Source organism: Sphingomonas sp. PP-CE-3G-477, assembly GCF_003050745.1.
Taxonomy (GTDB): Bacteria; Pseudomonadota; Alphaproteobacteria; order Sphingomonadales; family Sphingomonadaceae; genus Sphingomonas.
Window position 1 is genome coordinate 16,705 of the sequence record NZ_QAOF01000013.1, and the last position, 12,067, is coordinate 28,771.

The 12,067-nt window shown below is 67.8% G+C and carries 16 protein-coding genes; 5 read left to right on the forward strand and 11 right to left on the reverse strand.

The features are described 5' to 3' along the window. Positions 1–5 precede the first annotated feature (5 nt). Positions 6–1,553: a M48 family metallopeptidase gene (locus C8J45_RS17330; protein WP_181321266.1), complete on the reverse strand. Its 1,548-nt coding sequence runs from the start codon at positions 1,551–1,553 to the stop codon at positions 6–8. Between the two features lie 242 nt (positions 1,554–1,795). On the opposite strand from C8J45_RS17330, the gene C8J45_RS17335 reads away from it, so the two are divergent. From C8J45_RS17335 to C8J45_RS17355, 5 genes are all read left to right on the forward strand, one after another. Further along, entirely contained in the window at positions 1,796–2,053 is a 258-nt protein-coding gene (locus tag C8J45_RS17335; protein WP_107964357.1) for a hypothetical protein, read from the forward strand. Between the two features lie 241 nt (positions 2,054–2,294). Beyond that, entirely contained in the window at positions 2,295–3,131 is an 837-nt protein-coding gene (locus tag C8J45_RS17340; RefSeq protein WP_146168647.1) for a hypothetical protein, read from the forward strand. Continuing rightward, on the forward strand, positions 3,128–3,646 hold the full coding sequence (locus C8J45_RS17345; RefSeq protein WP_107964359.1) for a hypothetical protein: 519 nt from the start codon (positions 3,128–3,130) through the stop codon (positions 3,644–3,646). The genes C8J45_RS17340 and C8J45_RS17345 overlap by 4 nt, the downstream gene beginning before the upstream one ends. A gap of 231 nt (positions 3,647–3,877) precedes the next feature. Further along, the gene (locus C8J45_RS17350) at positions 3,878–4,369 is read left to right on the forward strand and encodes a hypothetical protein (RefSeq protein WP_107964360.1); all 492 of its coding nucleotides are present in this window, start codon (positions 3,878–3,880) and stop codon (positions 4,367–4,369) included. Beyond that, positions 4,348–4,755: a hypothetical protein gene (locus C8J45_RS17355; protein ID WP_146168648.1), complete on the forward strand. Its 408-nt coding sequence runs from the start codon at positions 4,348–4,350 to the stop codon at positions 4,753–4,755. The genes C8J45_RS17350 and C8J45_RS17355 overlap by 22 nt, the downstream gene beginning before the upstream one ends. A 12-nt stretch (positions 4,756–4,767) precedes the next feature. Here C8J45_RS17355 and C8J45_RS17360 read toward each other — a convergent pair whose 3' ends face one another. The 10 genes from C8J45_RS17360 to C8J45_RS17405 form a co-directional block, all read right to left on the reverse strand. Beyond that, complete coding sequence (locus C8J45_RS17360) at positions 4,768–5,784, reverse strand: hypothetical protein (RefSeq protein ID WP_107964362.1); 1,017 nt, start codon at positions 5,782–5,784, stop codon at positions 4,768–4,770. 24 nt (positions 5,785–5,808) lie between these two features. After that, a complete protein-coding gene (locus C8J45_RS17365; RefSeq protein WP_107964363.1) occupies positions 5,809–6,117 on the reverse strand; it encodes a hypothetical protein in 309 nt (102 codons plus the stop codon). Further along, entirely contained in the window at positions 6,118–6,345 is a 228-nt protein-coding gene (locus C8J45_RS17370) for a DUF2628 domain-containing protein (protein ID WP_107964364.1), read from the reverse strand. It lies immediately after the preceding gene. A gap of 39 nt (positions 6,346–6,384) precedes the next feature. Next, entirely contained in the window at positions 6,385–6,795 is a 411-nt protein-coding gene (locus C8J45_RS17375; protein WP_181321267.1) for a hypothetical protein, read from the reverse strand. Then, the gene (locus C8J45_RS17380; RefSeq protein ID WP_181321268.1) at positions 6,795–7,094 is read right to left on the reverse strand and encodes a hypothetical protein; all 300 of its coding nucleotides are present in this window, start codon (positions 7,092–7,094) and stop codon (positions 6,795–6,797) included. Before C8J45_RS17380 ends, C8J45_RS17375 begins: the two co-directional genes overlap by 1 nt. A 124-nt stretch (positions 7,095–7,218) precedes the next feature. Continuing rightward, a complete protein-coding gene (locus tag C8J45_RS17385; protein WP_146168650.1) occupies positions 7,219–7,710 on the reverse strand; it encodes a hypothetical protein in 492 nt (163 codons plus the stop codon). Positions 7,711–7,733: 23 nt separating this feature from the next. After that, complete coding sequence (locus C8J45_RS17390) at positions 7,734–9,248, reverse strand: class I adenylate-forming enzyme family protein (protein WP_107964371.1); 1,515 nt, start codon at positions 9,246–9,248, stop codon at positions 7,734–7,736. Next, positions 9,248–10,105 (reverse strand): SDR family NAD(P)-dependent oxidoreductase, encoded by an 858-nt coding sequence (locus tag C8J45_RS17395; RefSeq protein ID WP_219907400.1) that lies wholly within the window; start codon positions 10,103–10,105, stop codon positions 9,248–9,250. Before C8J45_RS17395 ends, C8J45_RS17390 begins: the two co-directional genes overlap by 1 nt. A gap of 27 nt (positions 10,106–10,132) precedes the next feature. After that, positions 10,133–10,960, reverse strand: coding sequence for a hypothetical protein (locus tag C8J45_RS17400; protein ID WP_219907401.1), 828 nt, complete (start codon positions 10,958–10,960; stop codon positions 10,133–10,135). Positions 10,961–11,002: 42 nt separating this feature from the next. Further along, on the reverse strand, positions 11,003–12,049 hold the full coding sequence (locus C8J45_RS17405; RefSeq protein ID WP_181321269.1) for a DUF1176 domain-containing protein: 1,047 nt from the start codon (positions 12,047–12,049) through the stop codon (positions 11,003–11,005). Positions 12,050–12,067: the final 18 nt, after the last annotated feature.

Sequence of the window (12,067 nt, forward strand, 5' to 3'; positions counted from 1 at the left end):
CGCGTCTAGAATATGGGGTCCGCGGTCGGGCCCTGTTTCTCCAGCGCCGCGCGGGCGTAGGCGGCGGCGACGTAGCGGTCGAGCAGCGCGAGAAACGCGTTGGCGCGCATGCCGCGTATCCCATAGCAATAGACCTGTACCCAGCGTTTCTTCGTAACGACCTGGGTTCGCGGCGAAAACCGCATCACCTGCGGCAAAGCCACATCGTCGACGATCGCGAAAACTGTCTTCAGCTTGCCGCCGGCACTGATCTGGTAGGCCTCGATGTCGAGCCAACGCAGCGGACGAGCCAGCCGGCGCAGCGTTATCGTATCCCGGCTCAAGATGAAAAGCGGCTCGCGCCGGACCCGGTTAAGGATCAGCACGATCCATAGCACTCCCGCCGCGATCGCGCCCAATACGCCTATGGTGATCAGCGCCCCGGACCGGTCACTCGCGAAATAGGGGTCTTCGAGGAACAACAGCATCGCGCCCGCCCCTGCCGCAAACAGCGCCGCGACCACGCCTAGCAGGCACATCATCGGCACGCTGTTCTCGTATATTTCGAGCTTTTCGTCGCCAACCGCCGCCGCCGTGCTTTCCAGATTGGCGCGGTGCTCGGCATAGGCGTTACGCGCCGTGGCCGCAAAGTCCTCGCTGAGCGTCCGGCGCGTCGCCAGCCAGTCGGCGAACAGCGTGTCGCCGGGTGTCGTGCCGGGATCGGCGGCGGGGCGCGTGGCGGCGGCGATCACCTCGTCCAGCCGTAGGTTCAGCGCCTCGATCCGCTGCGGGGTCGGTGGATGGGTATCGGTCGGGTGCGCGGGTCGGTCCTCGATATGCGCTGAGACGTCGGGCCATCCATGATCGCGCACCAAGTCGACCATCGCGGATACCAGATCACCCTTTGCCGTGGTGGGCTGCTCGAATGCGCGGGTCAGTGTGTCCGTCACGACGGGTCCGATCACGCTGATGCGGACCAGCGACCGGGCGATCGCATGCGGGCCGTTGGCGGCGCTGCTGAGCCGGTCCGCCTCGAACTCGCGCAACCTACTCCAATGCATGACGGCATGGTCGAAGCGCTCGATCGCGTAATGGCCTAGGCGAAAAGCCGGATACATCGCAAAGCCTTTGGCATTCGCCTCGCCCATCACGTTGAGCGCCCTACCTAGCCCGGTATAGATTGGCGAGAAATGGCGGGAATAGGAGGTATCCTCGCCGACGAAATGTGCCAGTTCGTGCCCAACCACGCCGACGATTTCCTCTTCGTCGAGCAGTTCCAGATAGGGCGCCGGAATGTACAACGTCCGCCCGTCCAGATTCTGCCCGCCCGGCCGCAACGTAACCGGGTGTTCGGTGACGTAGAAGCCGCCGTCCATGCCGATGACGATGGTATCGGGCACTAGCGCGTGCTGACGCGCCGCCACGTCGTGGACCAGCCGCCATAGGCCCGGTGCCTCGGCTTCGCTCATGACGCGGCCGGCTTCGTGGATCGGATCGGGGGTGTTGAGCGTAAAAATGTCGCGCATGCCGCGGAGTGCCGAAAACGCACCATAGGCGGAGTGCCGAAAACGCACCATAGGCCGCCATCGCGGCGAGGATCAGTCCGAAGATCATAAGCTTGATGCCGCCACCGCTTATACGGTCCCAGAACCACATGCCGATCGTCTCGAAGGCTGCAATGGCGACAACCGACACGGCCAGACCCAGCACCATGAGCCCGAGCATGAAGGGTAGGATACGATGCACGCGCGAGAAACTGGCGATGAGCTGCGGGCGAGACCGTCGTGCAGCGGCGCCGGCCTGGAATGCGTTTCCCATGCCCACCGCTGCAGCCAGGAACGCCGCCAGTCCGCCGATGATGACGATATCCGCAAGCGGCCCGCGGATGCGCGACAGCATCGCGCCGCGCTCGGCGAGGGGAAGTGAGCGCTCGACGTCGGCGACCGCCATCGCCGCGGTGACACGGCGCCGTTCCGCGCCGTCGACCTGTTCGATCATCGCCATAGGATCTTGCGCCGCGACGCGCCGCAGTTCGTCGAGCACCGCTGGCATCGATCGTGCCGCCTCGCCGTAGATTTTCAAAGTTTCGGCCGTGCGCCCGCGCTCCCAGACGCCGACGCCGATCAGCAGCAGCGGGAGCAGTAACACCCACAGAAACGCGCCGACCTTTTCGTCGATGCGCCGCCAAATCCGACCTGCCGCACCGTTCGACTTCGCAAAATGAGCCACGAACTTCCCCCGTCGTTCTGCCTACGTGCGGACAGTAGAAGGGGGCGTCTAACAAAAGCTAGCCTATTACAAGAACGACAGCGATAATGACCATCGACGTCAATCGATTGATCCGGCAAGACTGTATGGACGGGATTACACCATTGAAAAGATTACTATTGTCGTCGACGTTGATCGTTCTGGCTCTATCCGGATGTAGCGAGCAAAGCCGTGATCAAAGTGGGGCCACGCTGAGCGGAGGCGGCACTGCGGCACAGATGTCCTATGGCTATAGCTACCACTTCACGCTGCCGGGCGATGTGGTCACGCAGGCGCAGGATCGGCATATAGCGATGTGCGACCAGCTCGGTCTCTCACGGTGCCGGATGCAGGAGATGCATCGCAGCGCTGGCACGGGAAGCTCCGATGGATCCACCCGTTTCGTCGTCGCCAGCGGTGACGCGCGGAAATTTGGGCAGGACCTGATCGCGCCCGTGGCCAGCTTGAATGGCACGATGACGTCGCGCGAATTCGAGGCCGAGGACCTCTCCAAGCAGATCGCCGACGCTCAGGCCAAGGCCGGCGAGAAGGACACCGTCGCCAGTCGTATGACACTGGCAGAGGCGCAGAACCGTGTCGTGACATCGGCGATTTGGGTCTATTACGACGGCAAGACCGCGTTCGGGGAACAGATCGGCGCGGCATTCGGAGACGCCGGAGAAACGATGCGGTCGAGCATCATCGCGCTGATCTATTTCCTGTCCGCTGTCCTGCCATGGGCATTGGTGCTCGGCCTGATGTTCTTCGTCCTGCGCGCGGGCGTCAGGCGATTCCGGGATATGTTTCCGCGAGCGCGCGGGAGCGGCTTGCAGCACCAGGAACGGAACCGCCTGGACGAGCGATTCGCGCATGATCCTCAGGTCCCGCCGGATGGGTTATCGTGATCGCCGCGCTCGCCGTCACTCTCCTCGCGGCATCCCCGCAAGCAACCGCCTTTCCGCTCAATTGCACCTACGTAGCGCAAGGCGGCGAGCTGGAACCGCACGGACCGTGCGCGCGGATTGAGAATGACGTGCCGCATATCGACCCAGCGCATCTTGCCCGCATGACCTTCGACGGCGGCCTGGCAGAGGTCAGGATAAGGGGCGCGGGGATCGCCTATGTCCGACGTGACGGGCGAGCCGTCAGCGTCTTCATCCTCGACAACAGCGCCGACCCTTTCCAGGAAGGTTTGGTGCGCGGACTGAAGCACGGCAAGCTCACCTATTATGGTCGCGACCTCCGACCGGCGATCGTGACCGGGTACGACTGGGGGTATCCGTTCGACCATGGTCGCGCCGAGGTCTGTACCGGGTGCAAGCTTAAACGGCTCGACGACGAACATCACACTATGGTCGACGGGACTTGGGCGGTGATCGACCGCAAGGGACACGTGATCGCTGCAGCGCACGGCCAATGAAAGTTACGCGGTCTAGTCAAGCATACCAGCCGTCCTATCCCCGCAGGGATAGGACTACGCATCTACCCAAAAGGTTAAGTCGGCGGCGACCGGTCTTTGCGGCCTGCACATGATCGATTTCCGATGCCGTTCGACACCCGTGCCGCCGATGCGGAAACGCGACGGCAGCCTGACGATCGCACGGCCGCATGACACGCCGCCCCGACATCACAACCCGGCGCACGGCTAAGCATGGCCACGACGAAACGCCCGCGATCGAAACCGCGCCGCAGGACACCGGATACGCCCCTGCCCCCGACCCCGGCTTGGAAGCGGTGCCTGACCGCGATCCTGTTCCTGGCCGGGGGCGGTGGCTTCGGGGCCTGGGGGGTGCACGATCTGGTGATCTGGATCCGCGCGTTGCGCACGGACGCAGCGACGATCGAGACTGCGAGCGCCTTGCTGGGCATCGTGCCGCTCGGCGCCGGGATCGCCGCGATCGGGCCGTTGATGCTGCTGCCAGCGCCTGTGCCCGGCTGGCACCGCAAGGCGGCGGAGGTGACTGCGGTGACCATATTGGGCGTGTCGCTCGTGGGTGCGCTGCTCGCCACGCTGGGCAACCTGGGCGTGAGCGCGGTGATGCGGCATCACGACTATTACGTGTGCGATGTATGGCAGGGGACGCGCATGTCGGTGACGACTTGGGCGGCGCACGGTCGCGCGTGCCCCGTACCCGACGCGTGAAGGACGAACCGCCCGCCGGGGTCGCACGTCTGCTCAAGCGTCGTGCCCGCCGCGTCCCGGCCACTTGGGTCATGGGCCACGACGCGTCCCTGGCGCTCGTCCCCAGGCTCGTCGCGCGGTTGATCTCCGCCTACGAGCGCGCACCGGCACGCCATGTGCTCGATGTCCTCGATCTGGACATCTGGGCGATCGACGGCCCGTTGCTCTGGCTCGCGCGCCGCCTCACCTTCGCGATCGCGGGGCGGCCGCGCGGCGACGACGATCCCACACTCGACATCTGCGTTCCCGGATCGGGATGGCGCGGCTCGCTGCTGGTGTTGGCGATCTGGGCTGCGCTTATCGCTGGTGCACTCTGGCTGTTGCAGCGCTGGCCGGATCAGCGCTGAGAGACGCCCGGGTCAGCGGGCCGGCCGCATCGCACGCAGCGACCGCGTCGATATCCACGCCATCATCAGGCAGGAAAAGACCAGCGCGCCCCCGACTATCAGCGACAGCGCCGGCCCCGCCGGATCGGTCCCGGGCATCCGCCCGTCGAGCCTCTGCCGCCGAAACACCAGTGCGTCGCGTGCCGGTTCGAAGCCATGCTGGCGCATTCGCGCACGCATCCAGGCCGGCAGGCGCGCGGCGGACAGCGTGCCGTCGAGCGGGGGCACCGGGGGATCGGCCTCGATCCCCTCGCTGCTTTGGGGATAGCTTGCCAACATGACGACCGCGACGGGATCTGTTCGCACCTGTCGGGGCGCGTACAGCGGCAGATAATAATCCTCGTACGCGCTGGTCCGCATCCGCCAACTCCGCCGCCAGGCTCGATCGTAGCCGGGCTCGGCATCCACCAGCCGAACAGGGCTGGGCAGGTCCGCCACGCGTGACCGCGTGATCTCGGCCAGCGTCACCCGCGGCAGCGGCCGACCCGCATCCGCGGGCGCCTGTCCGGTGAGCCGATAGCCCACGATGGCAGCCATCGCTACGCCGGCCGCGGCGACGAGCGCGATCCGCCGGCCACGTCGCAGCGTTCGCCTGCGCGCATCCGACGAGGGCAGCCGCGTTTTCCAATTCGGATTGCGTTTCGGATCGATCGCATCCTGCATGCCGCACAGGAAGGCGCGTTCGGGGCGTCTCGGGATACGCCCCAGCACCGCGATCGGCAGCCATAGCGTCAGCGCGACCACCGGCAGCCCCGCAAGAACGATGCTGTCGCGCTCGAACAGGCGATCGACCAGCCCCTGGCTCCACGCGAACGGCCCCACCTCGAAGATCGCGCCCCCGATCAGCGTCGACACGCTCACCGCGATGCCGAGATAGAGCGCCCAGGCGCCAAGCCGCGCGCGCGATGGATCGAGCGGGTCGCCCGGCATCGCGTCGCGCGAGGCCGCCGATCGCTTCCCGTCGATCACAGGCTTGGTGCCAGAACGCATGATCGTCGCGCCGAACGCACTGTCCTATCGCGGGATCGGCTCACCGGCCTGGACCAGCAGGACGATCGAGACGATCGATATTAGGATCAACAGCCCATAGATCCCGCCACTTATCCAGCCCGCTATCCGCGAGCCGCCGCTGGCCTGCGCGATGTCTTGCGGATCGATCGTGCCGTCGCGCCGTCGCGCCTTGGCCAAGGCGCCGATCGCATGCTGGACATAGACACGGTACGCCATCAGCCCCAGCGCGATCCCGATCGGCAGGCCCGCCCGCGCCGCGCCCGGGATCAGCGAGATCGCGACCATCGCCGCGACGATCACGCCTGCGATCACTCACATCTTGCGATACAGGAACCAGACCGGCCCGAACAGGAACGCGGGCACGCTGAAACCGCCGCCGAACAGCCGGAATTTCAGTTTGCCCCCAGCGGCATCCGCCTGAAGCGTGTCGTACACGGCCATGAACTTGTGTGCGTTCGGACCGAAAACCCGCTCCAGTTCCGCGCGGCGCGCGGCCCGGTCCGGGTCCAGCAGGAAAGCCTGGTATGCGTTGGCAGCCATGATCGCGTTCTCCGGTACGTCGCTGAAGGTCCCTGAAAGTTACTGACTCCACGGGCGACTGCGGCATCGCCGGCAATAGAGCGTGATACGCGCGCGACCCGGACGATCGAGCAAACCGTTACCCGTGCGATCAACCTGCCAGCGGCCGCTGCCCCCACCGACAAACCGCACCCGGCCCCGCGCCACGCAAGGCGATTCGGGCAGCGTCATGTGGACGTCATGCGGGTCCGCGCTGCCCGCATGCGCGAGGAACCAGCGGATATCGGCCGGCGTCGGGCGGAAGCCGGCGCAACGCGGCTCGCCATCGGTCTCCTGCCAGCGCGCGATGCCGTCACGCTCGATCTGCACCGCGGTGACCCTCGGCAACCGTGTGGGGCACAAGCGGGGCTGGAACTCGCCACCCGGCGTACAGCCGGTCATCGCCCAAAGCATGACAGCCAGTCCGAACATCATCCGCCTCTTTCAGTCGCTGCGTCCGGGGGTGGTGGGCCGTTGCAGCCGACGGCGCGCGGCGTGCGTTTCGCGGGATCGTAGACAAGGCCGATGACCGAACACCCGCCGTGGTCGATCATCGGCAAGTCGTCGATGCTTCGTACCCATCGCCGCGTCCCGTGCGGCCATTCCGGCGGAGGCAGCCCGACGTAAACGCCTGTGACCTCGCCACCGGGCCCGTTGGCGTAGAAGCGCGCATAGCGATCGAGCGGCTGCGCGCCCGGCGGCAGCACGACCCGCCGTCCGATCGCGTCCATGATCGCGCGCCGGTCCGGCCTCGCGGGTTCACGCCGCGACGCCCCGTCCGCCGCCGCCTCCCGCCGATCCGGCGCTGACTGCGTATCGCACGCTGACGGCACGGTCAGCGCCGAGCGCATCGCGTCAGAAGCGCCGCGCGGGAAAGCTGCTGAAATATTCGCGGCGGCAGGTGCCATCGGCCAGGCTGGCGCCTGATCCGGACCAGCCCATCATCGCGGCCTCGCTCACCGTGCCGCGGGTGAGCGACAGCTTGAGTTCGGTATCGGGAGGCCCGCCGATCGCGGCGCGGCTGTCGGAGATGAGGATCTCGTCGGCGGTGATCGAGCTGATCTGCGCGGGCGCCTTGCATGCGCCGCAGCACCAGCACTTGGCATCGAGATCGATCCGGGACCGCTCGGTCCATGCGGTGGCTGGCACGCCGGTGCGCTTCTGCTCCTTGCCCTTGCAGACGAGATCGAACTGGTTCGACGATGCCGCGACCGCAGGCGAGGTCAGGACGATCGCACCAAGCAAGGCGATGGTGAAGGCAGGCTTGGATATGGGATCCCCGACAGAATTGACCCGGCAGATGGTGCCAGTCCATCGCCGCTCCGACAATCCGGTTCTTTCAGGCATCGCGCGGGATCTGGCCGGACGGATCAACTGCCCTCTCGCACGAGCGCGCGCCGGTCGACCTTGCCGATCGCGGTCAGTGGCAGCGCAGCGCGGATCACGAGGCGGCGCGGCCGCTGGTGACGCGCAACCCGGGGGGTCAGCCATGCCAGCAGGTCGTCCGCGTCCAGCACCCGATCCGCGCACGGTACCACGAAGGCGAGGAGCCGCTGGCCGTATTCGGCGTCCGCCACCCCCACCGCCACCGCGTCCGCGACATCGGGATGCGTGAGCAGCACCAATTCGACGTCCGAGGGCGCGACGTTCTCGCCGCCCGAGACGATCATGTCGTCGACCCGACCATGCAGGAACATCCGGCCCCCGCGGTCGCGGCTGGCCCGATCCCCCGTCGCGATCCAGTCGCGCGGCGCGATCGAGGCGCGATTGCGGACATGGAGTTCGCCTACCTCGCCCGACGCGATCGGCGCACCGTCCGCGCCGCGAACCGCAATCTCGGCACCCCAGACCGGCCGACCGATCGTGTCGGGCACGCTGGCCAGATCGCGCGGCGTGGCGAGCGCGGACAGACCGGCCTCGCTCGTCCCATACAGGTTGAACAGGATTTCGCCGAACCGATCCCGCGTCGCGTTCGCCAGCGTCGATGCGAGCGGCGCACCGCCGGTGACGACGCAGCGCAGCGGCAGTTCGCCGGCCGTGACGTTCAGCAGCCGTTGCAGCATCGTCGGCACCACGACGATCGTATCGATCCCTTCGCTGACGATCAGCGCCGCCGCTTCGGCGGCGTCGAACCGCTGGCGAAGATGGATCGTCCGCCCCAGCGTCATCGCGATCAGCAGCGCGGACAGGCCGAAACCGTGAAACAACGGCACCGCGACATGGACCGAACAGGATTGCTCGAGCGGCAGCGCGGCAATCAGGTGCAGGAACAGTCGCGTCACGCCGGGCGGGCTTGCTGCACGGTTCGCGGCCTTGGGCAGGCCGGTCGTGCCCCCGGTCAGGACGACGATCTCTCCCGATCCTCGCCGCCGAAGTCGAATCCCCACCCGCAGCGGCATTCGTAACAGATCGGTCGGATCGCAAACCGTGCACCCGCCAGGCAACGGCACGTCCGTCGCTCCGCCGGGCGCCAGGACGAACGCCACTGCGTGTCGATCGAGCAATGGCCCGATCCGGTCCGCGGGCAGATGCGGATTGAGCAGGATCGTGCGCGCGCCCAGTCGCGACGCGGCGAGCAGGCACCGCACCAGCGCGACGCTGTTCGCGCCCAGGATGCCGACCGGCTGTCCCCGCTGAATGCCGTGCTCCTGCTGCAAGACCACGGCGAGCCGATCCGCCTGATCGGCAAGATCACGCAGCGCGACGCGCTCGTCCTCACCCACTAGCATGGCCCCCGCCTGCGCCCCGCCGAACCGGGTCAGCGCGACGAGGCTCGTGCCCGACGCGCGCATCGCGGCGGCAAGGGCGAACAACGCGCGCGGACGCAACAGGCCGGAGCGGAGTACCCGCCCCAGGATCCAGCGCCGCGACGGCCCGTCCCGCATCAGCGCGGCTCGCGACGTTGCCGCCGTTCCGCGAGGACCTCCCACGGCGTCCGCGACAGCGACGAGGCGAACTGTACGGGCGGCAGCCACCACGGCGCCCACCGACGCCGGCGGGTCAGCATCGCGGCGACGATGTGCCGGGCGGCCTGTTCGGGCTCCATCGCGGGTACGTCGTCATAGGACCTGGTCGGCGCGATCATCCGCGTGCGCACCAGCGGCAGATACACAGACGTCACCGCCACGCCGCGTGCGCGCAGTTCGGGCGCGGCGCTGCGCAGCCACTGGTCGAACGCCGTCTTGGACGCCTGGTACGCAGCCCAGTTGGGCGCGGGCTGGAGCAGGACGTTGACCGCGGACACGTTCACGATCTGCCCGCCCCGCTCGATCAATCCGGGGATGGCGGCGAGCGCGAGGCGGGTCGGGGAAAGGAAGTTGATGTTCGCCGTCCGCGTGACGTCGTGGAAGCGATCGAGCGATTGCAGGAGTGGACGCCGGATCGACTTGCCTGCGTTGCTGACGACGATGTCGGGCGCGAGATCTGGCAGACCGCGGGCCAGTCGGTCGACCGCGTCGGCGTCGTTCAGGTCGCAGGACAGCGCGAGCGCGGTGCCGCCCGCGTCTGCGATCTCGCTGGCGATCGCTTCCAGCCGGGACGTCGTTCGCGCGACCAGCAGCACGCGGGCTCCCGCGGCCCCTGCCAGCCGAGCGACCTGCTCGCCGATGCCGAAGCTGGCGCCGGTGACCAGAATCGTCCGCCCCGCCAGCGTCTGCCGCAACGCCGCGGTGTCGACCGCGGCGGTTGGAAAGAGCAGTCGTTCGAGCAGGGTGGGCACCGCCATGCGCGCGAGCATGGCCATGTCGGCGCGCAAGTAAAGCGGGGTGGATCAGCCGGTACCATCCGACCCGGCAAAGCGGATCGGCGGCGTATCCGGCAGATAGAGGCCGTAATATTCCCCCGCGCGTTGTTCGGGATGCGCGATGAAGTCCACATAGGGTGCGCTGCAATGTGGGCAACGAAAGGCATTGCGCCAGGCGAACCGGGTGCCGTCCGGCGCGGCGGGCAGGCGCGCCTCAAGCGCCGCCAGCGCTACGGGCTCCGGATCGGACAGCGGGACGGGCGCGCCCTCGATCGCACCGTCGACGATCAGCGTGTAGCGCCCGGACTCCGAGTAGAAATAGCCGCTCTGCGCAAAGCCGGCATGGAACGAGCGCGCGACGAACGTGCGGGCGCACTGGTCGCACTCGCACGACAGCAGGATGTTGCCCGGCGTCACGAGCCCGGAAAAATGCAGGCCGCGCGCGAACAGCCCACGTCCCGCCAGGTCGATCGGGGCGCCGCCGGCAAGGACGAAGGGCTGGAAGCGTATGCCGATCTCGTCGTCTTCGATCACCGCGCCCGCTGTATGTTCGGGTTTCGTTGTCGCTACGGCATCGGCTTGGCAGCCGAGGTTCGGGTGGACGCGGACGTTCAGGTGCAACCACCCGCGGTAGGCGGGCGCGTGATGGCGGTGGACGACGCCGGCAGCATCTTCGAACTCGATCGTGGCCGCGCCATCGATTGCGAAATCGCGCTCGATCTCGCACGGCACGTCGCCCGCATCGACCATGGCCACCTCGACGCCGTCGACGCGAACGACCAGCAGCTTGCGCTCGTCCCGCACAGGCGACGGCGGGGCCGCTCGACGTCCGGGGATCAGATCTCGAAACCGCATCACTCTCCCTTTCCGATCGACCCGGCGATCGACGCTTGTCGCCTATTGCCGTGATCGGAACAGCGTCGGCCATTCCCCCGCCGCCATCCCCCCGCACGCATTCTGCAAGGTCATCTCGGCAAGCCGGAACGCGCCGCCATCCCAGATCCAGCTCGCGCTCATGCCGCAATCCGCCAGGCCGCGGCCCTTGGCCAACATCGCCAGCATGCCCGTCTTGGGATCGAAGTCCGCTTCGGTGAACAGGTCCGTCGTCGCGGCATCGGGGCTCGCCCCCAGATAGGGCGTCGGCGCGACGACCCGCTGTTGCGCGGGCCCGCCGCGTTGCGCGACGAAGGCGACCGACGATCCCTGATAGGCCCCCATGAGGCAAGGCACGAACACCAGCGCGCGGCGATCGTCGAGCGCGAACGCCTCCGCGGTCAGCGACCCCGTGCCGCCGGTGCAGTCCTCCCGCACGAGCACCGCGCGCTGCGCCTTGCGGACCGCCGCGATCAGGCGTTGCGCCTCGCCCGCGCCCAGCCGCGCGGTGACGGTTCGGATCGGGATATGCGGAACGGGCGGCGCGGGTGGCACGCGCATGGCCGGCATCGGGCCGGATCGCGCCAGCGCGGTCGTGCCCCCGATGCGACCCTGTCGCTCGTCGATCCGGAGCAAGGCGGCCGACAGACCCGCAAGCGGCACGGCCGCGTTCTTGCCGAGCATCAGGCGGGTGCCCTGCCGCAACCGGTTCAGCAGCGCGCGGACGTCGGCGGGGCGCTTGCTGGTCAGCGTGGCCCCGTCCGTGCCGCTCTCCAGGGTCCAGCCGGCCGGCGCCAGCGCTATCGGCGCGCCGTCGACAGCCAGGTCCCGGATGTCGAACCGGCTCTCCGCCGCGATCGATACCGAAAGCGCGCCTTGGGGCCCCGCACCTTGCGTGACGACGATCTCGGCACGCGTCGCGCCTTCGTCGAAGCCCTTGGCCACGCAGGTCAGCGTGTTGTCGCAGGCGACGAGCCAGGACTTGTACGTATCATAGGACTGAACCGGACCCGCCGCCGATGCGGGAGCGGCCGCGATGGCCAGCCAGGCCGCGGCAAGAAAACGAAGCATTCGAACGACGCCCCTTTG

Bases quoted from the DNA above. Each gene is read 5' to 3' on its own strand.
- C8J45_RS17360 (WP_107964362.1), bottom strand. From the start codon at position 5,784: ATGCGTTCTGGCACCAAGCCTGTGATCGACGGGAAGCGATCGGCGGCC.
- C8J45_RS17400 (WP_219907401.1), bottom strand. From the start codon at position 10,960: ATGCGGTTTCGAGATCTGATCCCCGGACGTCGAGCGGCCCCGCCGTCG.
- C8J45_RS17385 (WP_146168650.1), bottom strand. From the start codon at position 7,710: ATGCCTGAAAGAACCGGATTGTCGGAGCGGCGATGGACTGGCACCATC.
- C8J45_RS17350 (WP_107964360.1), top strand. From the start codon at position 3,878: ATGGCCACGACGAAACGCCCGCGATCGAAACCGCGCCGCAGGACACCG.
- C8J45_RS17405 (WP_181321269.1), bottom strand. From the start codon at position 12,049: ATGCTTCGTTTTCTTGCCGCGGCCTGGCTGGCCATCGCGGCCGCTCCC.
- C8J45_RS17335 (WP_107964357.1), top strand. From the start codon at position 1,796: ATGCCCACCGCTGCAGCCAGGAACGCCGCCAGTCCGCCGATGATGACG.
- C8J45_RS17390 (WP_107964371.1), bottom strand. From the start codon at position 9,248: ATGCGGGACGGGCCGTCGCGGCGCTGGATCCTGGGGCGGGTACTCCGC.
- C8J45_RS17380 (WP_181321268.1), bottom strand. From the start codon at position 7,094: ATGGACGCGATCGGACGGCGGGTCGTGCTGCCGCCGGGCGCGCAGCCG.
- C8J45_RS17375 (WP_181321267.1), bottom strand. From the start codon at position 6,795: ATGTTCGGACTGGCTGTCATGCTTTGGGCGATGACCGGCTGTACGCCG.
- C8J45_RS17395 (WP_219907400.1), bottom strand. From the start codon at position 10,105: ATGGCCATGCTCGCGCGCATGGCGGTGCCCACCCTGCTCGAACGACTG.
- C8J45_RS17340 (WP_146168647.1), top strand. From the start codon at position 2,295: ATGACCATCGACGTCAATCGATTGATCCGGCAAGACTGTATGGACGGG.
- C8J45_RS17370 (WP_107964364.1), bottom strand. From the start codon at position 6,345: ATGGCTGCCAACGCATACCAGGCTTTCCTGCTGGACCCGGACCGGGCC.